Origin of the sequence: Sphingomonas sp. R-74633, assembly GCF_013416555.1 — a bacterium.
Lineage (GTDB): Bacteria > Pseudomonadota > Alphaproteobacteria > Sphingomonadales > Sphingomonadaceae > Sphingomonas.
Genome location: NZ_JACCFG010000003.1, coordinates 291,806 through 314,819, shown reverse-complemented (window position 1 = coordinate 314,819; position 23,014 = coordinate 291,806). Strand labels below are relative to the sequence as shown.

Annotated in this window: 21 protein-coding genes; 10 read left to right on the top strand and 11 right to left on the bottom strand. The window is 67.5% G+C overall.

The features are described 5' to 3' along the window. Positions 1-12 precede the first annotated feature (12 nt). Positions 13-1,185, bottom strand: coding sequence for an efflux RND transporter periplasmic adaptor subunit (locus HZY97_RS11675; RefSeq protein ID WP_180143742.1), 1,173 nt, complete (start codon positions 1,183-1,185; stop codon positions 13-15). A 263-nt stretch (positions 1,186-1,448) separates the two neighbouring features. Between HZY97_RS11675 and HZY97_RS11670 the strand changes: the two genes are divergently transcribed. Both HZY97_RS11670 and HZY97_RS11665 read left to right on the top strand, forming a co-directional pair. Beyond that, a complete protein-coding gene (locus HZY97_RS11670) occupies positions 1,449-1,709 on the top strand; it encodes a GlsB/YeaQ/YmgE family stress response membrane protein (RefSeq protein ID WP_180143740.1) in 261 nt (86 codons plus the stop codon). 78 nt (positions 1,710-1,787) lie between these two features. Then, entirely contained in the window at positions 1,788-2,510 is a 723-nt protein-coding gene (locus tag HZY97_RS11665; RefSeq protein ID WP_180143738.1) for an SIMPL domain-containing protein, read from the top strand. 71 nt (positions 2,511-2,581) lie between these two features. Here HZY97_RS11665 and HZY97_RS11660 read toward each other — a convergent pair whose 3' ends face one another. The 3 genes from HZY97_RS11660 to HZY97_RS11650 all read right to left on the bottom strand — a co-directional run bounded on the left by HZY97_RS11660 (position 2,582) and on the right by HZY97_RS11650 (position 3,618). Then, entirely contained in the window at positions 2,582-2,842 is a 261-nt protein-coding gene (locus tag HZY97_RS11660) for a GlsB/YeaQ/YmgE family stress response membrane protein (protein ID WP_180143736.1), read from the bottom strand. Positions 2,843-3,019: 177 nt separating this feature from the next. Beyond that, the gene (locus HZY97_RS11655) at positions 3,020-3,319 is read right to left on the bottom strand and encodes a DUF1153 domain-containing protein (RefSeq protein ID WP_116839339.1); all 300 of its coding nucleotides are present in this window, start codon (positions 3,317-3,319) and stop codon (positions 3,020-3,022) included. A gap of 104 nt (positions 3,320-3,423) precedes the next feature. Next, a complete protein-coding gene (locus HZY97_RS11650; RefSeq protein WP_373684343.1) occupies positions 3,424-3,618 on the bottom strand; it encodes a hypothetical protein in 195 nt (64 codons plus the stop codon). A gap of 191 nt (positions 3,619-3,809) precedes the next feature. Here HZY97_RS11650 and mnmA point away from each other — a divergent pair, with 191 nt between their 5' ends. Then, positions 3,810-4,919, top strand: coding sequence for a tRNA 2-thiouridine(34) synthase MnmA (mnmA, locus tag HZY97_RS11645; protein WP_180143733.1), 1,110 nt, complete (start codon positions 3,810-3,812; stop codon positions 4,917-4,919). 225 nt (positions 4,920-5,144) lie between these two features. Continuing rightward, the gene (locus HZY97_RS11640) at positions 5,145-5,624 is read left to right on the top strand and encodes a nuclear transport factor 2 family protein (protein ID WP_180143731.1); all 480 of its coding nucleotides are present in this window, start codon (positions 5,145-5,147) and stop codon (positions 5,622-5,624) included. Positions 5,625-5,761: 137 nt separating this feature from the next. On the opposite strand, the gene HZY97_RS11635 is transcribed toward HZY97_RS11640, so the two are convergent. From HZY97_RS11635 to pdxH, 3 genes are read right to left on the bottom strand one after another with little or no spacing between them, the layout of a single operon-like run. Continuing rightward, positions 5,762-6,553 carry a PhzF family phenazine biosynthesis protein gene (locus HZY97_RS11635; protein ID WP_180143729.1) on the bottom strand — a complete coding sequence of 264 codons (792 nt, stop codon included), beginning with the start codon at positions 6,551-6,553 and terminating at the stop codon, positions 5,762-5,764. Continuing rightward, entirely contained in the window at positions 6,554-7,462 is a 909-nt protein-coding gene (locus HZY97_RS11630; protein WP_180143727.1) for a cation diffusion facilitator family transporter, read from the bottom strand. After that, the gene (gene pdxH, locus HZY97_RS11625; protein ID WP_180143725.1) at positions 7,459-8,037 is read right to left on the bottom strand and encodes a pyridoxamine 5'-phosphate oxidase; all 579 of its coding nucleotides are present in this window, start codon (positions 8,035-8,037) and stop codon (positions 7,459-7,461) included. The genes HZY97_RS11630 and pdxH overlap by 4 nt, the downstream gene beginning before the upstream one ends. A gap of 90 nt (positions 8,038-8,127) precedes the next feature. Here pdxH and HZY97_RS11620 point away from each other — a divergent pair, with 90 nt between their 5' ends. Both HZY97_RS11620 and ligD read left to right on the top strand, forming a co-directional pair. Continuing rightward, positions 8,128-8,985 (top strand): Ku protein, encoded by an 858-nt coding sequence (locus tag HZY97_RS11620; RefSeq protein ID WP_180144533.1) that lies wholly within the window; start codon positions 8,128-8,130, stop codon positions 8,983-8,985. Continuing rightward, positions 8,985-11,399 carry a DNA ligase D gene (gene ligD / locus HZY97_RS11615; RefSeq protein WP_180143723.1) on the top strand — a complete coding sequence of 805 codons (2,415 nt, stop codon included), beginning with the start codon at positions 8,985-8,987 and terminating at the stop codon, positions 11,397-11,399. The genes HZY97_RS11620 and ligD overlap by 1 nt, the downstream gene beginning before the upstream one ends. Here the strand turns inward: ligD and HZY97_RS11610 are convergent. Beyond that, positions 11,378-12,526, bottom strand: a complete 1,149-nt coding sequence (locus tag HZY97_RS11610) for an acyltransferase family protein (RefSeq protein WP_373684342.1) — start codon at positions 12,524-12,526, stop codon at positions 11,378-11,380. The genes ligD and HZY97_RS11610 overlap by 22 nt on opposite strands. Positions 12,527-12,733: 207 nt before the next feature. Between HZY97_RS11610 and HZY97_RS11605 the strand changes: the two genes are divergently transcribed. Next, on the top strand, positions 12,734-14,896 hold the full coding sequence (locus tag HZY97_RS11605) for a TonB-dependent siderophore receptor (protein ID WP_373684341.1): 2,163 nt from the start codon (positions 12,734-12,736) through the stop codon (positions 14,894-14,896). Between the two features lie 62 nt (positions 14,897-14,958). Further along, on the top strand, positions 14,959-15,585 hold the full coding sequence (locus HZY97_RS11600; protein ID WP_180143719.1) for a DUF4198 domain-containing protein: 627 nt from the start codon (positions 14,959-14,961) through the stop codon (positions 15,583-15,585). A 21-nt stretch (positions 15,586-15,606) separates the two neighbouring features. Here the strand turns inward: HZY97_RS11600 and HZY97_RS11595 are convergent, their stop codons facing one another. The 3 genes from HZY97_RS11595 to HZY97_RS11585 are packed head-to-tail and all read right to left on the bottom strand — an operon-like array spanning position 15,607 to position 19,372. Then, complete coding sequence (locus tag HZY97_RS11595; protein ID WP_180143717.1) at positions 15,607-17,391, bottom strand: M48 family metalloprotease; 1,785 nt, start codon at positions 17,389-17,391, stop codon at positions 15,607-15,609. Further along, positions 17,388-17,792 carry a hypothetical protein gene (locus tag HZY97_RS11590; RefSeq protein ID WP_180143715.1) on the bottom strand — a complete coding sequence of 135 codons (405 nt, stop codon included), beginning with the start codon at positions 17,790-17,792 and terminating at the stop codon, positions 17,388-17,390. Before HZY97_RS11590 ends, HZY97_RS11595 begins: the two co-directional genes overlap by 4 nt. Further along, the gene (locus tag HZY97_RS11585; protein WP_180143713.1) at positions 17,789-19,372 is read right to left on the bottom strand and encodes a CHASE2 domain-containing protein; all 1,584 of its coding nucleotides are present in this window, start codon (positions 19,370-19,372) and stop codon (positions 17,789-17,791) included. Before HZY97_RS11585 ends, HZY97_RS11590 begins: the two co-directional genes overlap by 4 nt. A 267-nt stretch (positions 19,373-19,639) precedes the next feature. On the opposite strand from HZY97_RS11585, the gene HZY97_RS11580 reads away from it, so the two are divergent. Further along, complete coding sequence (locus HZY97_RS11580; RefSeq protein WP_180143712.1) at positions 19,640-22,123, top strand: circularly permuted type 2 ATP-grasp protein; 2,484 nt, start codon at positions 19,640-19,642, stop codon at positions 22,121-22,123. Next, complete coding sequence (locus HZY97_RS11575) at positions 22,123-23,013, top strand: transglutaminase family protein (protein WP_180143709.1); 891 nt, start codon at positions 22,123-22,125, stop codon at positions 23,011-23,013. Before HZY97_RS11580 ends, HZY97_RS11575 begins: the two co-directional genes overlap by 1 nt. Position 23,014 lies beyond the last annotated feature (1 nt).

Below are 23,014 nucleotides of genomic sequence, written 5' to 3'. Positions count from 1 at the left end.
GAGACGCGTCCCTTACTGCTTCTTGAGGGCCTGGGGGATGACCTTCTGCCCCGGGTTGAGGAAGGCGCCGGCGGTGAGCACCACGCGCTCGCTGCCGTTCAGCCCCTGCGTGATCGACACGCCGGCATCGGTCACTTCGCCGGTGGTCACCGGGGTGCGAACCGCCTTGTTGTCCTTGTCGAGCGTGTAGACGTAATTGCCCTGCGCGTCGCTCTGGATCGCCGATTGGGGCAGGATCACCGCATCGCTCGAGCCGACGATGATCTGCGCCGAGGCGAAGCCGCCGGGGCGCAGCGCCGGATTGTAGCTGAGCTCGACGCGGGCGATGCCCTGGCGGGTGTTCGGATCGATCACCGGCGAGACCTGCCACACCGTGCCGCTGAACACCTGGGTGCTGCCGGTCGGCGTGATCTGCGCGGTCGAGCCGACGCGGGTGCGCTGGAGATCGGCTTCGGCGAGCTGCGTGCGCAGCTCCATCTGGCCGCCCATCGCCATGCGGAAGAGCACGCCCGAACCGGCGCTGACGATCTGGCCCGGCTCGACCTGGCGCGTGAGCACCAGCCCGGCTTCCGGCGCGCGGATGTCGAGACGGCCGTTGCGCGCATTGGTCTCGGCGAGCTGGGCGCGCGCGACGCGGACACGGGCCGAAGCCTGGTCGCGGGCCGCGGTCAGCCGGTCGATGTCCGCCTTCGAGACGAAGCCGTTGGAGACGAGGCTCTGCGCGCGGTCGAGATTGGCCTGGGCGAGCTTGGCATCGGCTTCGGCGACACGCACCGAAGCGGAAAGCGAGCTGGCGGTCTGGACCTGGACCGAGCGATCGACGGTGGCGAGGACCTGGCCCTTGCCGACCCAGGTGCCCGGCTCGACGAGCACGCGCGTGACCAGGCCGCCTTCGCCGGCGACCCCCACGGGCATCTCGCGCTTGGCGGCAAGGCTGCCGGTGCCGCTGATCACCGTCTGGATCGACTGGCGACCCGGCGACGCGACCGTGACGGTCGGGATCTGCGAATCATTCTTGGCAGTGGCGGCAGGACCCTTCTTGGTCGCCGCCCCGTCCCGATTGCCCAACATGAAGAAGGCAGCGATGGCGAGAACCGCCATCACGGCCAGAGTGATCCACAGCCAGCGCCGCGACTTCGGCGCGTCGTCACCCGTATATTCCAGCCGATCCTGTCGTCCGAACATCCCTGCCTCGTAATTCGTGTGCGAGATCCGATCCGGCCGAAATGACCGGTGCCCCCCAAAGATCGCACTGTATTAGATGAATAAGGCACCAGCTACAAGAGCCGTTTCGCAAGTGCGGCGCGAATGCCCGTTTCGGCCATTTTCCGCAAGTGTCCGGATGGTTTCTGCAACCGTTTCCGACAAGAAACGGTTGCAATGGAGTCGCAGTAGCGCAACGTTCTCGCGTGGCCCGGGGGAGACCGGCCGAATCAAGGAGGGATCTAATGCCTCATGGGATTATTGGGTGGCTGCTTATCGGTCTTGTCGCCGGTGCGCTCGGCAAGCTGATCATGCCGGGCAAGGACCCGGGCGGCGTGATCGTCACGATCCTGATCGGCATCGCGGGCGCGCTGCTGGCATTCTATCTGACGCCGATGCTCGGGATCGAAGTGCGTGACAGCACCTGGCAGGCCTATGCCGCGGCGACTGCCGGCGCAGTGGTGCTGCTGGCGCTTTACCGGCTGATCATGGTCCGCCGCGCCTAATCGCATTTCCGTTCAGGTTGCATTTGTCCCGCGCGCGGCATGGCTGTGTGCGGGACAAATCGTTTTGGGAGCCTTTGGATGATTCGCATTGCCCTTGCCACCACTGCCGCGCTGATGGCCGTCGCCGTGCTGCCCGCTGCCGCGCAGCAGGCAGTGCAGCCCGTGCTGCTCGACGGCACCGTGCTCGACGTGAGCGCGACGGGCACCAGCACCCGCGTGCCCGATCTTGCGGTGATCCAGGCCGGCGTCGTCACCCAGGCGGCGAGCGCGGGGCAGGCGATGCAGCAGAACAGCGCGCAGATGGCCAAGGTGCTCGCGGCGCTGCGCAAGGCGGGGATCGCCGAGCGCGACATCCAGACCGCGACGGTCAACCTCTCGCCGCAATATCGCTATGTCCAGAACGAAGCGCCGGTGATCACCGGCTATCAGGCGTCGAACCAGGTCTCGATCCGCTTCCGCGACGTGGCGAAGAGCGGGACGATTCTCGACACGCTGGTCGCCGAGGGCGCCAATGATATTTCCGGGCCGAACCTGACGGTCGACAAGCCCGAGGGCGCGCTCGACGAGGCGCGGGTGGACGCCGTGAAGAAGGCGCGGGCGCGGGCCGAGCTCTATGCCCAGGCGGCGGGGCTCAAGGTCGACCGCATCCTGGCGATCTCGGAGAATGGCGCGCTGCCGCCGTCGCCGATGCCGGTGATGGCGATGCGGGCCGGCAAAAGCGAAGTTGCGGACTCGCTCCAGGTGCTCGCCGGCGAGCGCGAGCTGAACGTAACCGTCTCGGTGCGCTTCCTGCTCAAATAAGCGCCCGGACGCGGCACATGAAAAAGGGGCCGTCCCTTGCGGGGCGGCCCCTTTTTGCGTCCTGGACCTAGTTAGCGCAGCGAGCCGCGGCGAACCAGATTGACCAGCGCGAGCAGGATGATCGCGCCGACCAGCGACACCAGGAACGTGGTCGGAGTGATCACGCCGCTGTTGATGTCGCCACCGCCGAACAGCCAGCCGCCCACAAAGGCGCCGACGATACCGACGATGATATTGAGGAAGATGCCCTGCTGGCCATCCGTACGCATGACGATGCTGGCGAGCCAGCCGACGACACCGCCGATGACCAGCCAAACGATAAGACCTACCATAAGTCCCTCCTTTGTTACGGCCCGGCGGACCCGGGCGACGGAAGGAAAAATGAGCGGATAGTCATGTTGGTTCCGTACCGATATTTTGCACCGGCTCGGGAACTTTCGGTATTTACATAGAAAATGGCCCGCCCCGGTTTTCCGGGACGGGCCGAATTTGCTCCTTGAGGGAGGAGCTCAATATTTCTGCTGGCGCTCGTAGAGCGAGCGGTAATGCTGGATGCGCGTGACGCGCAGCCCCGGCATGCCCGAACGGTCGATCGCGCGCTGCCAGCCGGCGAATTCCTCGACGGTCAGGCCATAGCGCTCGCAGACTTCATCGACGCTGAGCAGGCCGCCATTCACCGCGGCCACCACTTCGGCCTTGCGCCGCACGACCCAGCGGGTCGTCTCGGGCGGCGGAAGCGTATCGAGCGTAAGCGGCTCGCCGAGCGGGCCAATCACTTTCGCCGGACGGATCTTCTGGTTCTCAATCATCTACTCGCCTTTCGGGGCGGGGGGCCCCCGCTACGCAACTCAACAAAACGACCCTTATTCGCCGCGTTTGAACCGGGGCTAAAACAGCTCGGTAAACACGCCATTCATTCCTTCTGCCATCGGATAAGTGCCGCCGCGGCGAGACCGTGAAAGGCCCCGTGCGCCGGCGCGAGCAGCTGCTCGACCGGTGCAACCAGCGCCAATCGGGCCTGTGCGCGGGCCGTGGGACTCGCCGCCTGGCGCGCCGCCACGCCGACCAGCAATACCGCCAGTTCGGTCGGCATGGCGGTAACCGCCACATCGCGTTCCAGTCTGGCGAAACTCAAGTCCACGCTGTTTTACCCATCCGACAAAAGGTGTTCGGATGACTGCTTGTACGCCGAAGTCTTGAAGGGTCCGTAAAGCAGGTGAAAACGTGCGCTTAACCAGGGTTACCGGAATCCGACCAAGACTGGCGCCGCCGGGCACGAACGCCTAAATGCCCGCGATCATGACCGCAGGAGACTTCCAGCTCGAAGGGCCGATGAAGGCCAGACGCATCGTCGTCGCCATGTCCGGCGGCGTTGATTCCTCGGTCGTGGCCGGGCTCGCCGCGGCCACCGGCGCGGAGACGATTGGGGTCACGCTGCAGCTTTATGACCATGGCGAGGCAGTGGGCCGCGCCGGCTCGTGCTGCGCCGGCCGCGACATCCGCGACGCCCGCGCCGTCTGCGACATGCTGGGCATCGCGCATTATGTTTTCGACCATGCGTCGAGCTTCAAAAGCGAAGTGATCGACGATTTCGCCGACGAATATCTTGCCGGCCGCACGCCGATTCCCTGCGTGAAGTGCAATATGGGGCCGAAATTCACCGATTTGTTCGCGCTTGCCCGCGATCTCGGCGCCGACTGCCTGGCGACGGGCCATTATGTCCGCCGAGTCGTCGGCGCGCATGGCCCCGAGCTGCATCGCGCGCAGGATCCGGCGCGCGACCAGAGCTATTTCCTGTTCGCCACCACCGCCGCGCAGCTCGATTTCCTGCGCTTCCCGCTGGGCGGCATGCCCAAGCCGCAGGTGCGCGAACTCGCCGCGCAACTCGGGCTGGGCGTTGCGGGCAAGCCCGACAGCCAGGACATCTGCTTCGTGCCGGACGGCGACTATGCCAGCCTGGTCAAGAAGCTGCGCCCCGAGGCGGAAACCAGCGGCGATATCGTCGATGAGGCGGGCAAGGTGCTCGGGCAGCATCGCGGGTTGATCCATTTCACCGTCGGCCAGCGCCGCGGACTCGAAATCGGCGGTGCGGCCGAGCCCTATTATGTGCTGCGACTCGATCCTGTCACCAAGCAGGTGATCGTCGGTCCCAAGCGCGCGCTCGCGGTGCGTGCGGCGCGGATCGAGGGGATCAACTGGCTGGGCGACGGTTTTACCGGCCCGATGACCGCCAAGGTGCGCAGCCTCGCCAAGCCGGTGCCCGCGCGGCTCGAGGACGGGCGGGTGATCTTCGAGACGCCCGAATATGGCGTGGCGCCGGGCCAGGCCGCGGCGCTCTATGCCGGCGACCGGGTGCTCGGCGGCGGCTGGATCGCCGAGACCGAGCGGGCGGAGCTGCTGCCGGCCTGATTCGGCGGCGAAAGTCACGAAAGTCACGACACTCACGCGCGGGCGCGCGCGAGCTTCTGCAGGACCGGCGCGCGCGGCCGTGTCCGGTCACGGGTGATTTGGCGCGGAGGGGGTGCGGCAAGCCTGCATCGACCAGCCTAGATCAGACGAAATCCTACATTGCCAGTGCATTTGCGTCCGGACCGGACATGTGTATTATTCAAATAACACACATCGGAGACCCGCATGTTGCTTGCCGCCGCACTTCTGCTCGCGTTCCAGTCCGCCCCCGCTTCGCCCGATCCCGCTCTGCTCGCCGAGGTGAAGGCCGCCGATGCCGCGCTGTTCGAGACCTTCTTCGAGCGCTGCGATCCGGCGCGGATGGCGTCTCTGGTGACCCCCGATTTCGAGATGTACCATGACCGGGACGGCGTAGTGGCGACGAGCGGGGAGGCGTTCGTCGCGCAATATGCAAAGGGATGCGAGGCGAAGAAGGCGCCCGATGCGTGGCGCAGCCGCCGTGCGCTGCTGCCCGGGACGCTGCACGTCGATCCGGTACCGGGATTCGGCGCGATCGAGGAGGGCGACCATGTCTTCTACGAGCGCAAGGGCGACGGGCCGGAGAAACTGGTCGGCAAGGCGCATTTCGTCCAGTTGTGGAAGAAGGCGCCCGATGGCTGGCGGGTGTCGCGCATCCTCAGCTACGCGCATCAGGCGGTGGAGTGATCATTCCCTCTCCCAATGGGAGAGGGAGGGAGCCGACGCAGTCGGCGGAAGGGTGAGGATAGAGAGGTGAGGCTGCCCTCACCCTTCCCACGCGCTGCGCGCGCGGGCCCCTTCCCTCTCCCAAGGGGAGAGGGAGCCTACAGCGCGAATTCGCCGACGATCACCGTCACGCATTTGCCGCCCAGGATCACCCGGTCGCCGGCCAGTCCGCACAGGACATGGCCGCCGCGCTTCGAGGCCTGGAAGGCGCTGAACGTGTCGCGGCCGAGGCGCTTGGCCCAATAGGGCGTCAGCACCGAATGCGCCGATCCGGTCACCGGATCCTCGTCGATCCCCGCTGCGGGGGCGAAGACGCGGCTGATCACGTCGGTGCCGGTGCCCGGTGCGGTGACGATGTTGAGCGTGTGGCCGATCGCGGCGAGCGCCTTGAAATCGGGGCGCACCGCCAGCACGGCCTCGGCGCTTTCGAGCACGGTCAGGTCATAGCCATTGGGGTGGTGGAGCGTCTCGCCGAGATCGACGCCGAGCGCGTCGAGCAGGCCGGGGACTTCGCCGGGTTCGGGCGGATAGGCGGGGAGCGCCATGGCATAGGCCTCCCCGTCGCGGCGCACTTCGAGCACGCCCGCCTTGCGGGTACGGAAGGTCACGCGCTCCCGCGCCGGGTCGGCCGAAAGCACGAAATGGCCGCTCGCCAGCGTGGCATGGCCGCACAGCGCAACCTCGACCGCGGGGGTGAACCAGCGCAGCTCGAAATCGGCCTCGCCGGTCGCGTCGGGAAGGATGAAGGCAGTCTCGGCGACCGCATTCTCTTCCGCGATTGCCTGGAGCGCGTCATCCGCCAGCCAGTCTTCAAGCGGCATCACCACGGCCTGGTTGCCGGTGAAGGGGCGGTCGGCAAAGGCGTCGATCTGGGCGAATGGCAGCTTCACTCAATTGTCCTTCAGCAGATTGGCTTCGGTCATCGGATTGTCGGGCTCGTCGACATGGCCTTCGGGATCGACATGGATCAGGATCTCGGTGCCCGGGAACGCCTCGCACAGTTGCTTTTCCAGCGCCTCGACCACGTCATGCGCCTCGAGGATCGTCATCGACGGGCGCATCGCGATGTGGAACTGGACGAAATCGCGATTGCCGCTCGAGCGGGTGCGCAGGTCGTGCAGGCTCTTGAGCGCGGGGTTGCGCGCGGCGACTTCGACGAAGGCGGCGCGCTTCGCCTCAGGCCATTCCTTGTCCATCAGCTGGTCGATCGCCGCCTCGCTCGCGCGCCACGCGCCGAACAACAGCCAGAAGGCGATGGCGATGCCGAACACCGGATCGGCGCCGCGCACGCCCCAGGCATCGATGACCAGCGCGGCGATCACCGCGGCGTTGAGCAACAGGTCGGAGGTATAGTGGATACGGTCGGCGCCGATCGCGACCGAGCCGGTCTGGCGGATGACATGCGCCTGGTAGCGGGTGAGCGCGAGCGTGACGGCGATCGCGACCAGGCTGACCGCGATGCCCGATTCGGGCGCGGCCGCTACATCACCGCTCTGGAAGCGCTGGATCGCGCGGACGAGGATGGCGAGCGCGGAGACGGCGATGACGACGACCTGGAACAGCGCGGCCAGCGCCTCGGCCTTGCCATGGCCGAAGCGGTGATTCTCGTCCGCCGGCTGCGCGGCCCAGTGGACCCCGCCGAGCGTGACCAAAGAGGCGAACAGGTCCAGCGCCGAATCGGCGAGGCTGGCGAGCATCGCCACCGATCCGGTCTGTACCGCCGCCCATGCCTTGAGCGCGCCGAGCAGCAGCGCGCTGCACACGCTGGCGATGGCGGCGCGGCGGGCGAGGTTGGTCACGGGTACAGCAGGCCCTCGGACCAGCCGGTGCCGGTGCGGGTGAACAGCCGGCGTTCGTGGAGGCGGTGGGCGCGGTCCTGCCAGAATTCGATTGCGCTGGGCGTCACGCGGTAGCCGCCCCAATGCGGCGGGCGGGGGACGTCCTGCCCCTCGAAGCGGGCCTTTGCGGCCTCGAAGCGCGCCTCGAAGGTCTCGCGATCGGCAAGCGGGCGTGACTGGTCCGAGGCCCAGGCGCCGAGCTGCGAATCGCGGGCGCGGCTGGCGAAATAGGCGTCGCTCTCGGCATCGCTGGCGAAGCTGACCGGACCCTCGATGCGGATCTGGCGGCGCAGCGACTTCCAGTGGAAGAGCAGCGCGACCTTGGCGCCGTCGTGCAGGTCCTGCGCCTTGCGGCTCTCGCGGTTGGTATAGAAGACGAAGCCGTCGGGGCCATGGCCCTTGAGGAGCACCATCCGCACCGAGGGCTGGAGGTCGGCACTGACCGTGGCCAGCGCCATCGCGTTCGAGTCGTTGGGCTCGGTTTCACGCGCTTCGCGGTACCAGGCGTCGAACAGGTCGAAGGGATCGGTGCTCATGCGCAGGGGCTCTAACTCTCCCCCGAATGGGTGTCGAGGAACGACTCCTTTGCTGGCACATTGAATCGGCTTCGCAACGAGGAGAGCGAGATGGCGGCGCGCGCCTATTGGCAGGGACAGATACGGCTGGCGCTCGTGTCGATCCCGGTCGAGATCTACACCGCGACCAAATCGGGCGCGCAGATCAGCTTCCACCAGATCCACGAGCCGAGCGGCAAAAGGATCAAATATGAGAAGGTCGCGCCCGGCGTCGGCGCGGTCGAGCCCGACGAGATCGTGAAGGGGTTCGAGGTCGAGAAGGGCGAATATGTCCTGCTCGAGCAGGACGAGATCGACGCGGTGAAGCTTGAATCGAAGAAGACGCTTGAGCTCACCCAGTTCGTCGACGCCGACGAGATCGACGTGCTCTATTATGAGCGGCCCTATTTCGTGGTGCCGGCCGACGACCTCGCCGAGGAAGCGTTCATCGTGCTGCGCGAGGCGCTGAAGCGCACGCGCAAGGTCGGGCTGGGCCAACTGGCGATGCGCGGGCGCGAATATGTGGTGAGCCTGAAGCCGTGCGGGCGCGGTATGGTGCTCGAGACGCTGCGCTATGCCGATGAGGTCAACAAGGCGCAGGGCTATTTCCGCGACATTCCCGACGATGCGCCCGATCCCGAACTGCTCGGGCTGGCGGAGAGCCTGATCGAGAAGAAGGTGGCGAAGTTCGATCCGAAGGAATTCCACGATCGCTATGTCGATGCGCTCAGGGAGCTGATCGAGCGCAAGAAGAAGTCGAAGGGCAAGAAGATCATCGAGGACGCGGGCGACGGCAAGGAGAGCCGCGGCTCGAACGTGGTCGACCTGATGGCGGCGCTCAAAAAGTCGCTCGAGAAGCCCGGCGCGAAGGAAAGCAAGGCCGTGAAGACCAAGCCCGTCACCAAGGCCCCGGCCAAGAAGCGCGCCTGATGCCGGTCGATCCGCTCGCCAAGTATAATGCCAAGCGCGATTTCGCGAAGACCGCCGAGCCCGAGGGCAAGATCGCGCCGGGCAAGGGCCATCGCTTCATGGTCCAGAAGCATGACGCATCGCGGCTCCACTGGGATTTCCGGCTCGAGATCGACGGGGTGCTCAAGAGCTGGGCAGTGACGCGCGGGCCGAGCCTTGACCCGAACGAGAAGCGCCTCGCGGTGCGGACCGAGGATCACCCGCTCTCCTATGCCGATTTCGAGGGGACGATCCCGCAGGGCCAATATGGCGGCGGCACGGTGATGCTGTGGGACGACGGGGTGTGGGCGCCGATCGAGGGCAAGAGCGCGAAGGATCTCGAGAAGGGCCATCTCCACTTCACGCTGCAGGGCGAGCGGATGCAGGGCGAATGGCTGCTGATCCGGCTGAAGCCGCGCGGCAAGGAAAAGAGCGAGAACTGGCTGCTGCGCAAGATCGACGACTGGTTCGCGGGCGCGACCGATGCGCTGGTCGAGACCGCGCTGACCAGCGTGAAGACCGGGCGGACGATGCAGGAGATTGCGGAAGGGGTGAAACCGGCGAAGTCGGCGGCCAAGAAGAAGGCGGGCGGCAAGAGCCCTGCCTTCCAGAAGCCCCAGCTCGCGACGCTGGTCGACAGCGTGCCGGCGGGAAACCAGTGGCTGCACGAAGTGAAGTATGACGGTTATCGCGCGTTGCTGAGCATCGGCGCGGGCGGGGCGAAAATCTATACGCGCACCGGGCTCGACTGGACCGAGCGCTTCCCGGGGATCGCCGAGGCGGCGGGCTCGCTCACCGGGCCGGCGCTGATCGACGGCGAGATCGTCGCGTTCAAGGACGGCAAGCCCGACTTCTCCTCGCTGCAGGAAGCGCTGTCGAATGGCGGGCAGGGGCTGACGATGTTCGCCTTCGACCTGCTCGACGAGGGCGGCGAGGACCTGACCAAACAGCCCCAGCTCGCCCGCAAGGAACGGCTGCGTGCGCTGCTGGACGGGGCGGATCCGCGGATCCAGTTCTCGGAGCATGTGCTCGGCGCCGGCGAGAAGCTGTTCGAGACGATGTGCCGCGAAGGCTATGAGGGCGTGGTCTCGAAGCGCGCCGATGCGCCCTATCGCGGCGCGCGGACCAAGACCTGGCTCAAGACCAAGTGCATCCGCCGGCAGGAATTCGTGATCCTCGGCTGGTCGCCGTCGACCGCGAAGGGGCGCGGGTTCCGCTCGCTGCTGCTCGGGGTCCATGGGCCTGACGGGCTGGTTTATGCTGGCAAGGTCGGCACCGGGTTCAGCACCGCGACGCTGCACGATCTGCGCGAACGGTTCGACAGGATCGAAGCCAGGAAGCCCGCCGCCGAGGTGCCCAGGGCAGAGGCGCGCGGGGCGCATTGGGTCAAGCCCGAGCTCGTCGCCGAAATCGCCTTTGCCGAGTTCACCGCCGAGAATGTCGTGCGCCATGCCAGCTTCCTCGGGCTGCGCGAGGACAAGCAGGCGAAGGACGTGGTGGCGGAGAAGCCGGCGGCGCTAGCCGAGGCGCCGCAATCGAGCATCAGGATCAGCAGCCGCGAGCGCGTGATCTTTCCCGGCGACGACCTGACCAAGGGCGACCTGGCGGACTATTATCTCGCCACCGCGCCGATCGTCCTGCCCTGGCTCGCCAACCGCCCGATCAGCCTGGTCCGCTGCCCGCAGGGCCGGGCGCGGCAATGTTTCTTCCAGAAGCACGACGCCGGCTCGTTCGGCGAGCAGGTCCATCATGTCGACATTCGCGAGAAGGACGGCTCGGTCGAGCCCTATCTCTATGTCAGCGATGCCGACGGGATCATGGCCTGCGTCCAGATGGGCACGATCGAATTCCATGGCTGGGGCAGCCTGGTCGCCGATGTCGAGAAGCCCGACCGGCTGGTCTTCGACCTCGATCCCGACGAGGGGCTCGACTGGGACGAGGTGAAGAAGGCGGCGGTCGATTTGAAGGATCACCTCGCCGATATCGGACTGACCAGCTGGCCGTTGCTGTCGGGCGGCAAGGGCGTGCATGTCGTGGTGCCGCTGGTGCCCAGGGCCGAATGGCCCGAGGCACGGAGCTTTTGCGAGCGCTTCGCCCGGGCGCTGAGCGAGGCGGAGCCCGAGCGGTTCACGGCGAACCTCAAAAAGGTCAATCGCAAGGGCAAGATCTTCATCGACTATCTGCGCAACCAGCGCGGCAGCACCGCGGTGCTCCCCTATGTCGCGCGCGCCCGCGAAGGCGCGCCGGTGGCGGCGCCGGTCACGTGGAGCGAGCTGCGCGGCATCGACAGCCCCAAGCATTTCTCGATCCGCGACGCCGCCACCCTGCTCGAACGCGCCACAGGCCGTGCGCTGCAGGGCTGGGGCGTCGCCGATCAGGAACTGCCCGACGTCTGACGCCGACGGCGCAGCCAGCCGCCCAGCCGGGTGCGGATCGGCACGTCCCAGAACGCATAGGCCGCCCAGGCGACCAGCAGCAGGAACGGCACCAGCGCAGTGCCGATCGCGACGAGTTCGCCCTGCGAGACGCGGCCGGTCGCGACGAAGTTCATCCAGATATAGAGGAAGGGGAAATGGGTGATGTAGATCGGATAGGAGATGCGCCCGCTCGCCTTGCACAGCCACAGCATCCCGCGCCCGGGCTCCGAATGGCGGCCGGCGATGAGGATCGCGGGGAACAGCAGCAGCACGACCAGCGCCTCATATAGCCCGTTGAGCTTGACCCCGCCGACCACCGGCAGCGTCGGGGCGGCGATCGCGGCGAGCATCGCCAGCGACAGCGGCAGCCAGCCGATCCGCACCTGCGGCAGCCGCTCGCGCACCCGGTAGAGCCACAGCCCGGTGACGAACGGGAAGCATAGCCGCACCGGCGCCATCCAGAAGGTCTCCCAATAAGAGCCCTGGTCGAGCGAGCCGAGCAGCGTCGCGCTCACCACCAGCACCCCGCCGCTGAGCATGGCGATCACGGCGAGCCAGACGCTCGGCAGGCGGCGCAGCAGCAGTGCGTAGGCGAGGTTGCCGATATATTCCTGGAAGAGCGTCCAGATCGGCCCGTTCAGCGGGTGCGTGTCGGTCCAGCGATTGGGCAGCGACCAGCTCGGCAGCGCGAAGAGGCAGAGGGCAAAGGCGCCGAGCACGGCCCTGAGCGGTGCGGCCTGGGCCTGTCCGGCAAAGGGATCGAGCAGATAGCTCGCCAAGCCGAGCAGCGCGCCGAGGATCACCAGCGGATGTAGGCGGACCAGCCGCAGCGCGACGAAATGGCCGGTACGCATCCGCTCCCAGCGGTCGTCATAGGCATAGGCGATGACGAAGCCCGAAAGCGCGAAGAAGAAGTCGACCGCGAGCGGGGCGTGGTGGAGCGCGATCTTCGCGCCTTCCCATTTCACCGTGATGCCCTGGATATGGAAGAGCACGACGAGCAACGCCGCAGTGCCGCGCAGGCCGTCGAGAACTTCGAAATGCTCCTTGCCCGTCGCCGTGCGATCCGGCGCGTCCGCCGTGGCCGTGTCCGCGATCTCCGCCACAGGCTCCCCTCCTTCCTGTTCTTGCCCGATTGGTGTCGGCTCCGGCCGCAAATCGCAAGCCCGGCGGGCGCGGTGTGGCCGATCCGCAACTACCGGGTCTCCAAAGCGACGGGGTAGTTGCAAACCATTCGCAATAGCACTAGGGCGCCTGACCAGTGCCTGAGGCGGCGCATGGTCCAAGGAACAAGGGGTCCCGCAAACGTGACGTTGAAGCTTTCTCTCTCGCTGGGCGTCGCGCTGTGCGCGCTCGCCACGCCCGCATTCGCCCAGACGGAGACGGCTCCGCCGGCCGATGACAGCGGAGAGATCGTCGTCAGCGGCCGCTATACGCTTCCCGACAAGATCGACACGGCGACCGGCCTTGGCCTCACCGTGCGCGAGACGCCGCAGTCGGTGAGCATCGTCACCGCGCAGCGCATCCTCGACCAGAATCTGATCACTGTTGCCGATGTGATCGAGAATGGCGTGGGCGTCGCGGTCAACGAAGTCGATGACGTGCGCAATTCCTTCTACGCCCGCGGCTTCGAGATCCGGAACACGCAGATCGACGGCGTGCCGGCGGCCTGGACGCTGGCCGGCGCCAATGGCGAGACCAGCATGGACGTGTCGGTCTATGAGCGCGTCGAGATCGTCCGCGGGGCCACCGGCCTGCTTTCGGGCGCCGGCGACCCCTCGGCCTCGGTCAATCTCGTCCGCAAGCACGCCGATGCCAAGGACCTGACCGGCTATGTCAGCGGCTCATACGGCAGCTGGAACACCTGGCGCATCTCGGGCGACATCGGCGGCGCGCTGACCGCCAATGGCCGCATCCGCGCCCGCGCCGTCGGCCGCTACGAGCAGGGCGACAGCTATATCGATCTCTATCACAACAAGAAGTACGTGCTGTACGGCGTGGTCGATGCCGATGTGACCGACAGCACGCTGGTCCGCGCCGGCATCAGCTATCAGGATACCAAGCCGCAGGGCGCGCTATGGGGTGCGCTGCCGACCTTCTATACCGACGGTACCACCACGCATCTCAACCGCTCGCAGAGCACCGCGGCGGACTGGACGCGCTGGAACAGCACCAACCTCAACGTCTTCGCGACGGTGCGCCAGCAGATCGGCGAGAAGTGGAGCGTGACGCTCAACTATAACCGCCTGCGCAACGCGAGCGACACCCAGCTGCTCTATCTCTATGGGAACGTCGACAAGGCGACGGGCACGATCGAATCGAGCAACCCGTACAAGTCGAAGGGCGAGAGCACGCAGGACAGCTTCGACGGGCAGATCAAGGGCGAAGTCACCTTGTTCGGCCGCGACCATGAAGTCGTGCTCGGCGCGCTGCACTCGATCCTCAACCGCCACACCGACAATTATGTCGCGCCGTACACGCGCAACAATCCGGCCTGGGGCACGGGGCTGAACGACTGGGCGGCGAACGTGCCGCTGATCGGCGAGGGCGGCGCGGCCTTCCCCGAGCCGGTCTGGGGCACGACGCCGGTGCGCAACGAGCAGGAGCGGATCGAGCAGAACGGCTATTATGGCGCGGTGCGCCTGAACGTCGCCGACCCGTTCAAGATCATCGCCGGCGGCCGCATCGCGAGCTGGCACCAGACCGGCTTCGCCTGGAGCGGGCCGAGCGATTACGGCGACGACAATGTATTCATTCCCTATGTCGGCGCGCTGCTCGACGTCACCTCGAACCACCGGCTCTATGCGAGCTACACCAAGATCTTCCAGCCGCAGAACCTGTACGACCGCAATCTAAACCTGCTCGACCCGCTGCAGGGCAAGGCCTATGAAGTCGGCCTGAAGAGCGCCTTCTTCCACGAAGCGCTGCAGACCTCGGTCGCGCTGTTCCGTATCGAGCAGGACAATGTCGGCCAGATCGACGGCGCCCCGATCCCGATCGCCGGCGGCCAGACCCTCCAGCCCTATCGCGCCGCCGACGGCGTGGTGAGCCAGGGCTTCGAGCTCGAAGTGACCGGCCGGCCGCTGCCGGGCTGGAACATCAATGCCGGCTATAGCCAGTTCAAGGCCGAAGACGCCAATGACCGGCCGGCGAACACCGATCAGCCGCGCCGCCTGCTCAAGCTGTTCACCACCTACACGGTCGATCGCTTCACGATCGGCGGCGGCGTCAATTATCGCAGCAAGGCCTATTCGACCGGCACCAACCCGGTCACCGCCGCGCCCTTCACCTTCCTGCAGGACGGCTATGCACTGGTGAACCTGATGGCGCGCTTCGCAGTCACCGAGAAGCTGCAGCTCCAGGCCAATGTCGAGAACCTGCTCGACAAGACCTATTACAGCCAGGTCGGCTTCTACAGCCAGTATCGCTACGGCGCGCCGCGCAACTTCACGGTCGGCGCGAGCTATCGGTTCTAAGCGACCCGGGCGGGAGGCGGCGGTTGCCACGCCGCTTCCCGTTCGAACCAGGAGAGACGAGCATGAAGACGCTGTTGCTTGCCGCTGCCGCACTGCTGATCGCAGCACCCGTGGCCGCGCATGAAGTGTGGGTGGAAAAGGACGCCAATGGCCCCGCGCGGATCTATCTGGGCGAGCCCAACGAGGCGGTGCCGGCCAAGGGCGATCCGGAATTCCCCAAGCTGCAAAAGCCGCAGCTCGTCGGCGCGACGGGCGCGCTGACGCGGCGCGACAATCATATCGAGGCAGTGGTCGCGGGCGCGGGCGACGTCCGGGTGCGCGACGATGCGGTGTTCGCGCCCTGGGTGGCCGGCGAGGGCAAGCAAGGGGCGATCTTCTATGCCCGCGCCGGCCGCGCCGAGACCAGCCACCAGCTCGATCTCGAACTGGTGCCGGTCGCGGCGAATGGCGACAGCTTCACGCTGATGTTCCGCGGCAAGCCGCTGGCCAATGCCAAGCTCTCGATCATCACGCCCGATCGCTGGCAGAAGCATTTCACCACCGATGCCGAGGGGCGGGTCACCGCGCCGCAGCTCGGGGCCGGTCGCTACCTGCTCAGTGCCTCGCACACCGAGCAAGTGCCGGCCAAACTAGGCGGGCAGGACGTGGCGAGCGTGATGCACATCTCCACGCTCACCTTCGTCCGCTAGCCATGGTCCTGGCGCGCCGGCTCAGGTCGGCGCGGCCTGCGCCTGCATGGCGGCCAGGCCGTTGGCGCAGGCCTTCTTATACTCCTGGATCGCCTTGACCTGGCAGGTCTGGGCAGTCTGTTGGGCGCCGGCCATGTCGCCGTCTCCCGCGCGGATCGTCATCTCGGTGGGATAGAGTTCGCCCTCTGGCCAGCGCGCCAGCCCGTTCGAGGTGGTGCGCAAGGCGGCGTCGATCTGGCCCATTCCGGCTTGGGCGAAAGCGACGTTGCGATAGGTGTCGCAGTCCGCGGCGGGATCGCTCAGGCCCTGGGCGAGCAGCATATCGGCTTCCTTGTCATACCCCACCCGCGCAAAGGCCATGCCGCAGGCGAGCGCGAGCTTGGGGATCATCACCTTGGCGCGGCAGAGCGAGGCGGCTTCCTGCGCGGCGGCGTCGCCCTGTGGGCCGTCCTCGTCCTGCACCGTGGTGTGGCCGAGCAGGTCGCGGACATGGTTGGCGAGGATGGTCTGGGCGATCGGCCCGGGCTCGGCGAGGAAGCGCTGCCAGCTGTTGAGCGGGATCTCGGCGATGGGAGCGACAGCCTTGGGCGGGCGTGGACGTCCGCGCTTGCTGCCCTTGCCCTTGCCCTTGGCGGGCAATTCCGCCTCCGCGACCGCGACGGGGGCCGGCTCGGGCGGCGTTTCGGCGAATAGTTCGGCGGCCTCGTCCTTGCCCGATGCGAGGCGGGTGGCCGCGTCCTTGTCCTTGACGAAATCTGCGATGGTCTCGGCGCGCTTGTTCGGCTGGCGGTGATAATGTGCCTTGGTGCCTTCCTGCGCCCAGCCCGAAAAGGCGCCGCCGAGCGCACCGATCAGAATGCTGGTCTTGTCGCCGCCGCTTATCAGCCCCTGGAAGAGTCCGTTCGTGCCGGCACCCTTCAGGATCGCGCCCGCGGCGGTGGTGCGCATCTTGTTCTTGCGCAGGATGCGATCGATGCTGGACAGAAACTGCGGGCCCTGATGGATGTCGAAGCCGGCACGCTGCATCAGGATCATCGCAAAGGCATCGGCTTCCTCTTCGTCCTCCTTGGCCCAGGAGGGAGCGACCAGCCCGTTGGCGAACTCGCTCAGGTTGAGCCCCGTGCCGAGCGCGGCGAAGAAGATGTTCCGCGACTTGTTGTTGGCCTGCATCTGCCAGCTATTGCCCTGCTTCTTCCAGTCGCTGAACACCGCGAGCCCGATCAGCGAGGCGCCGACGCCGGCCGTGATCACATCCTTCTTGAGCTTGTCGCTCTTGCCGAAGCGCTTGCGGTGATCGGCGATGGTGACGTGCGCCAGTTCGTGCGCGAGCAGGAAGGCGAGCTGGTCGCGCCCGCGATCGCCGGCGGCGACCAGCTGGTCGAACACGCCGCGGGTGCACACGACTGCCGCGCCGGTGGGCAGCGTCGAGCAGTTGATGTCGTCGCCATCGATCACGAAGAACAGCAGGCTGGACGGCTTGACCGGCGCCTTTTCGATCAGCTTCAGGAAGATGTCGTGCGCCGCGGTCTCCATGAGGTTGTCGCGGATCGTGTCGAACCCCTCGAGCTGGTCGAGCGTGAAGGGTTTGAGCGGCTCGGAGGTGAACACGATCTCGTTCGCATCGAGCTGTTGCTCGAAGCTCATGTTCTTGGTGCGCTTCTTGCGGTCCTTCTCCTCCTGCTGCTCCTTCTTCTTGCGCGCTTTTTCGGCAGCGGCGTCCTGGCGCGGGCCGGCGCCGGCCAGGCCGGGCAGCGGCGCGAGCAGCAGCGAAAGCGCGGCCAGCGCACCGATCGCGGCGCGGATCACTTCCGCTTCTTCCCGGCCGGCTTGGCCGATGTCGCCGCGGCGGCCGGCTTCGGCGCCGGCGCGCAGGCCACGGTGTCGATCCCGTTCATCGTGCGGGCGCTCGACCGCTCCTCCGTCTTGCCGCCGCTGCCACTGCAGGTGATCACCGTGGTCTCGCGGATGACCACCTGATAGCGATCCGCGCGTAGCCGCTGGCCCTTGTAGAGCACCAGCACCATCGTCGCGGTGCACTTCAGGATCGGCAGCGGTTCGGCCAGGCTGTTGTCCTTGACCTTGAGGTCGGCAACCTTGGTGTTCGCGCTGTCATAGAGCGAGACGATCGGCCCGGTGCCGCTGACCACGGTGCTCCCGCAGGTGGGGTCGGTGGCCGTGAGGCTGGCCCAGAGCAGGAAGGGCATCATTTCGCATTCTCCGCTTGATCGACGGCGGGCGCTGCACGTGCGGCGCCAAGCCTGCGAGTGAGATGAACCGAGAGCGCCACCAGCGCGGCGAGCGTTGCGAGGAGTGCCAGCGCGGGCAGCAGCGCCGGCGCGAGCAGTGCCATCGCCGCCACGCTGAAGAGCGCGAGCAGCACGGCGGCACCGCGGCGATCGGCGAACGGCCGCAGCGCGCGGTGGAAATGCGGCCCCGAGAGCAGATTGGCGACCAGGGTCGACATGCCGGCGATGGTGAGCGCCACCGATAGCGGCCAGGCGAAGGCGGCGGCGCAGGCCAGCGCGGCGAGGACCAGCACCGCCGACCCGGCGAGCGCCACCGCCGCCGTGCGCCACGCGATCGCGCGGGAATCGCGCTGGCCCGCGCAGAGCCGGGCGGCGGCGTATGAGAGCAGCCAGGGAAGTGCGAGCAATGCGAGTAGTTTGAGGAGCTCGTCGGGGCCGATCTTGAGCACGAAGTCGGCCGGCCAGCGCGGATAGCTGGTGCCCCAGCTCAGCAGATTGTCGAGCGCCATCGCATGTACCGCGACGCCGGGAATCCGGCCGACACCGGGAATGACATGGTCGTCGCCCATGCCGGGGCCCGCGCCGATCATCACCACGCGGCCCTTCAGCATCGCGGCGAGCTCGCCGAACTTGTTCTGCGCGAGCAGCAGCCAGGCGGCGGGGATGACGAGATGGTGGGTGCAGGGCGTGGCAGGCTCCGAGCCCCAGAGCTCGCGACGTAGTGCCGGCAGCAGTGCCGGGCGATTCCTGCACGCCGCCTGTTCCTCGGTGCCCGAGAAACGCCATTGCTCAGCGGGATAGCTGCCGCCGAAGCGCAGCGCCATCGGCGCGGCGGCGCCGCGATCGATGCGGTGCAGCAGCGAGGGCGAGCATTCGGGAAGGGGATCGCGTCCAGAACAAACGACCCGGTAGAGCGCGGCGGCGGCGGTGTCGCCGGCCTCGTTGCGCAGCGCGTAATCGGCGAGATGGTCGACGCTCCAGCTCACCTCGGTCCGGCTCGCGGCGCGCCGCAGCCTGTCCAGGTCGTCGCGCGGGCCGATCGGTCCGGTAAGCACCGCCACGCCCGCCGCCCGCGCATCCATGATTGCCGCAGCCAGCACGTCCGGTCCCTTGCGCGGCTGGCCGGCGCCGGGATCCGCGAAGATGTCGCCAGCCGATGCGGCGGGATTACGGAACTCGCTGTCGATGAATATCGCGCGGACGCCCGCTGCGGTCAGCGCCCGGACCATTTGCTCCATGACCTCGGGCGAGAGCGGGAAGCGCAGGTCCAGATTGGGCTGGTCGATGTCCGCGGCCGTTACTTCGATCAACGCGATATGGCGCGCGGCTGCATCGGGATAGCGATTGGCGAGCAGGCGCTGCGCCATCGTCTCGGTGGTCGTCTCGACGCGCGAATCGAGGCCGAATGGATCGAAACAGGCGATCCAGAGGACAGTGAGCGCCCAGATCAGCCAGAAGGCGCGGCCGAGCGGAGTCGCGGCAAGGTCGGCGGCGAGCCCGCGGTTCCTTTCAGCGCTGGCCGACTGCGTGCCCCCCGGCATCCGCGTTCCCCCAAACGACGAATCCAGCGGAGAGTATCTACGACTCCGTGAAGCTTTCAAGCATGGTGAAGCGAAGTGTAACCAGTATCGAGCAAATAGCCGGCAGTAACGGGTAGAAATTATGCCGGATGTGGCTGAAGTGTTTCTACCGGCTTGGCCGATGCCCGGCGCCGGTGCGCGACATCGGGCCGGGGCTGCGTATGCATCCTATGTTGCCATGCAGCAGGGATTGGCCCACTAGTCGCCCCGGGTTTTTGGGGACGACGCTTGGCGAGCAGCGCCGCATCTCTGTTCGACGCGGGAACGATCGCCGACCGGTGGATCGCGGACTATTGCGCTTCGGGCAGCGCGGACGATGTGCTCTGCGCCCGGACCAAGGGGGACGCCGCCTGGACCGCGGTGTTCGAGGAGCTGGCGGCGCTGGCCGGCGACAATCTCGAAACCGCACGCGAGCGCGCGCATCGCCAGGCCGAGGATATCGGCACCGGCTTCCGCATTGCCGGCGAAGGCGAGGAGCGCCCCTGGCCATTGTCGCCGATCCCGTTGCTGATCGCCGAGGCCGAATGGCACGGGATCGCAGCCGGCGTCGCCCAGCGCGCCGAAGTGATGGAGGCGGTGCTTGCCGACATCTATGGTGAGGGGAAGCTGGTCGCCGACGGGCATGTGCCCGCCGCGGTGGTCACCGGCAGCCCCTTCTTCCTGCGCCCGCTGACCAATCTCGTGCCGCCGGGCGGCTATCACCTCCAGGCGGTTGCCTTCGATCTGTGCCGCGGGCCGGACGGCAGCTGGCGCGTGCTCTCCGATCAGCTGCGCGCGCCCGCCGGCGCCGGCTATGCGCTCGAAAACCGGCTGGCGATGGGGCAGACGCTCGACGGGCTGCAGGGCCGGCTCAACATCGCGCGCCACGCCCCCTTCTTCGCCGCCTTCCGCGAGGGGCTGGCGGCGCGCTGCCGCCGAGCCGAGCCGCGCATCGCCTTGCTCACCCCCGGCCGGCTCAACCCGAGCTATGCCGAACAGGCGCATCTCGCGCGCTATCTTGGCTGGCTGCTGGTCGAGGGTGCCGATCTCGCGGTGCTCGATGACCTTCTCTATGTCCGCACGATCGCGGGGCTGAAGCGCGTCGATGCGCTGTGGCGCCGGCTCGATCCGCGGCTGCTCGATCCGCTGGCGCTCGACAGCCATTCGACGATCGGGGTGCCGGGCCTCGTCGACGCGATGGTCGCCGGCAATGTCGTGATCGCCAATGCGCCCGGCGCCGGGCTGATCGAGGCGCCGGCCTTTTCGGCCTTCCTGCCGCGACTGGCCGAGCTGCTGACCGGCGAGGGGCTCAAGCTCCCGAACATCGCGACCTGGTGGTGCGGGCAGGACGGCGCGCGCATCCACGTCGAGGCGAATCTGGACAGCCTGCTGATCGCGCCGGCCTTTGGTGTGGCGCCGCTCGGCCTGCCCGGGGGTGCGCCGGTGCTGGGCGCATCGCTGACCGGCGAGGCGCGCGCGGCACTGCTCGCCGACCTGACAAGGCGGCCGCAGGATTATGTCGGGCAGGAAGTCGTCCACCTCTCGACCATGCCGGTGGTTGCCGAGGACAGGCTTGCCGCGCGGCCCTTCACGCTGCGCGTGTTCGCGGCGCGGGGCGCGGACGGGAATTGGGAAGTGCTGCCCGGCGGCTTCGCCCGGATCGGCGAACATGCCGATGCGCGTGCCGCTGTGATGGGCGAGGGCATGTGGTCGGCGGACGTCTGCGTCCATGGTCCCGAGCCGGTCGAGCCGGTGTCGCTGCTGCCCTCGGGCGATTCGACCCAGCTGCGGCGCAATCCCGGCACGCTGCCGAGCCGCGTCGCCGACAATCTCTTCTGGCTCGGCCGCTATCTCGAGCGCGGCGAAGCGCAGCTGGGGGTGATCCGCGCGCTGCTCGGCAATTCGATCAGCGCGGATACCGGCGCGGCGCTCGCCGCCGATACGGTGCGCCGGCTTTCCGATATCCTCGTCGCGAGCAATGCGGCGGCGGCGCCCAGCGGCCTGAAGCGCGCCGACCTCACCCAGCTCGCGCGGACCGCGCTTGAGGATATGGACGGCTGGTCGAGCGTCGCCGCGATCAACGGCCAGGCGCGGCGGATCGGCGAAGTCTCGCGCGACCGGCTGGCGGCGGACATGGTCCGGCTGCTCGACGCGCCTTTCCCGGCGCGCGGCGGGCTGCTCGAAAAGGCCGGGTCGCTGCAGCGGCGCTATTCGGCGCTGGCCGGGCTTGCCGCCGAGCATATGGGCCGCACCGACGCCTGGCGCTTCCACGATATGGGCCGGCGGATCGAGCGCGCGGTGCAGACGCTGCGCTTCCTGCGCGCCTTTGGCAGGATCGACGCGACCAGCGACGATCTCGGCACCTTGCTCGACCTTGCCGACAGCCAGATCAGCTATCGCCAGCGCTATCTGACCGGGATCGCCCGGGTGCCGGTGCTCGACCTGATCACGCTCGATCCGGGCAATCCGCGCGGCATCGCCTATCAGGTCGCGGCGATCTCGGGGCATCTCAACAAGCTGCCGGTGCTGTCGGATGACGGGCTTGCCGAGCCGCAGCAGGAGCAGGCGCGCGAGCTGGCGGCGATCCTGGTGACCGCGCACGCGACGCGGATCGACGATATGCTGCTCGGCGGACTCGAGCTGCGGCTCGGCCTGCTCTCCGATGCGATTGCGCGCCGCTATTTCCTGCAGGGCGCCGAGCCGCTGCGCGCCGCCGGGCTCGTTCTCGCCTGATGCTCTACCGCATCCGCCATGTGACGCGGTTCAACTATGCGCATCAGGTGGGCTTTGCCCGCTGCAATTTGCGGCTCAAGCCGATCCTGTGGTCGGGGCAGGAAGTGCTCGACTATGCGCTGTCGGTCGAGCCGGGCGGGCGGACCTTTCCGGCGCGCGCCGAGGCGGGACTCGCCAATGTCGTGCGGCTGGTGGTCGAGAATGCGACCAACACGCTGACGATCGAAAGCACCGCGCGCATCCGGGTGAACCGGCCGATCCCGGTGCCGCAGGCCTCGGATCCGACTCTGGCCGAGATCGCGCGGCTCGCTCGCGAAAGCCGCGACATGTCTCCCGCCGGGCCGGCCGCCTATCTCTTTCCCTCGCCGCAAATCCCGCTCGATCCCGCGATCGCCGCCTGGTGCGCGCCCGATCTGGCGCCGGAGCGCGGGGTTCTGGAAGCGGCCTATGCGCTGGCGATCCGGATCCAGCGCGAATTCGATTTCGATCCCAGCGCCACGTTGGTCGATACGCCGCCGCGCGCCGCCTTCGACAAGCGCCGGGGTGTCTGCCAGGATTTCGCGCAGATCATGATCTCTGGCCTGCGCGCCGCCGGGCTGCCCGCCGCCTATGTCTCGGGCTATCTCCGCACGCTGCCGCCGCCGGGCCAGCCGCGGCTGGTCGGTGCGGACGCCACCCATGCCTGGGTGCTGGTCTGGGCCGGCCCCGCGCTCGGCTGGGTCGGCATCGATCCGACCAACGGCATCTGGATGGCGGAAGATCATGTCGTGATGGCGATCGGGCGCGACTATGCCGAGATCGCGCCGATCGACGGCATCGTGCTCGGATCGGGTGCGCAGGACATGCATGTATCGGTCGATGTCGAGCCGCTGGACGAACCTGCGGCCTGAC

What these genes read in the sequence shown, in the direction of transcription:
- HZY97_RS11585 (WP_180143713.1), bottom strand. Translation starts at nt 19,372, where the DNA reads ATGCCGGGGGGCACGCAGTCGGCCAGCGCTGAAAGGAACCGCGGGCTC.
- HZY97_RS11575 (WP_180143709.1), top strand. Translation starts at nt 22,123, where the DNA reads ATGCTCTACCGCATCCGCCATGTGACGCGGTTCAACTATGCGCATCAG.
- HZY97_RS11660 (WP_180143736.1), bottom strand. Translation starts at nt 2,842, where the DNA reads ATGGTAGGTCTTATCGTTTGGCTGGTCATCGGCGGTGTCGTCGGCTGG.
- HZY97_RS11655 (WP_116839339.1), bottom strand. Translation starts at nt 3,319, where the DNA reads ATGATTGAGAACCAGAAGATCCGTCCGGCGAAAGTGATTGGCCCGCTC.
- HZY97_RS11600 (WP_180143719.1), top strand. Translation starts at nt 14,959, where the DNA reads ATGAAGACGCTGTTGCTTGCCGCTGCCGCACTGCTGATCGCAGCACCC.
- pdxH (WP_180143725.1), bottom strand. Translation starts at nt 8,037, where the DNA reads ATGAGCACCGATCCCTTCGACCTGTTCGACGCCTGGTACCGCGAAGCG.
- HZY97_RS11640 (WP_180143731.1), top strand. Translation starts at nt 5,145, where the DNA reads ATGTTGCTTGCCGCCGCACTTCTGCTCGCGTTCCAGTCCGCCCCCGCT.
- HZY97_RS11665 (WP_180143738.1), top strand. Translation starts at nt 1,788, where the DNA reads ATGATTCGCATTGCCCTTGCCACCACTGCCGCGCTGATGGCCGTCGCC.
- ligD (WP_180143723.1), top strand. Translation starts at nt 8,985, where the DNA reads ATGCCGGTCGATCCGCTCGCCAAGTATAATGCCAAGCGCGATTTCGCG.
- HZY97_RS11675 (WP_180143742.1), bottom strand. Translation starts at nt 1,185, where the DNA reads ATGTTCGGACGACAGGATCGGCTGGAATATACGGGTGACGACGCGCCG.
- HZY97_RS11620 (WP_180144533.1), top strand. Translation starts at nt 8,128, where the DNA reads ATGGCGGCGCGCGCCTATTGGCAGGGACAGATACGGCTGGCGCTCGTG.
- HZY97_RS11670 (WP_180143740.1), top strand. Translation starts at nt 1,449, where the DNA reads ATGCCTCATGGGATTATTGGGTGGCTGCTTATCGGTCTTGTCGCCGGT.
- mnmA (WP_180143733.1), top strand. Translation starts at nt 3,810, where the DNA reads ATGACCGCAGGAGACTTCCAGCTCGAAGGGCCGATGAAGGCCAGACGC.
- HZY97_RS11590 (WP_180143715.1), bottom strand. Translation starts at nt 17,792, where the DNA reads ATGATGCCCTTCCTGCTCTGGGCCAGCCTCACGGCCACCGACCCCACC.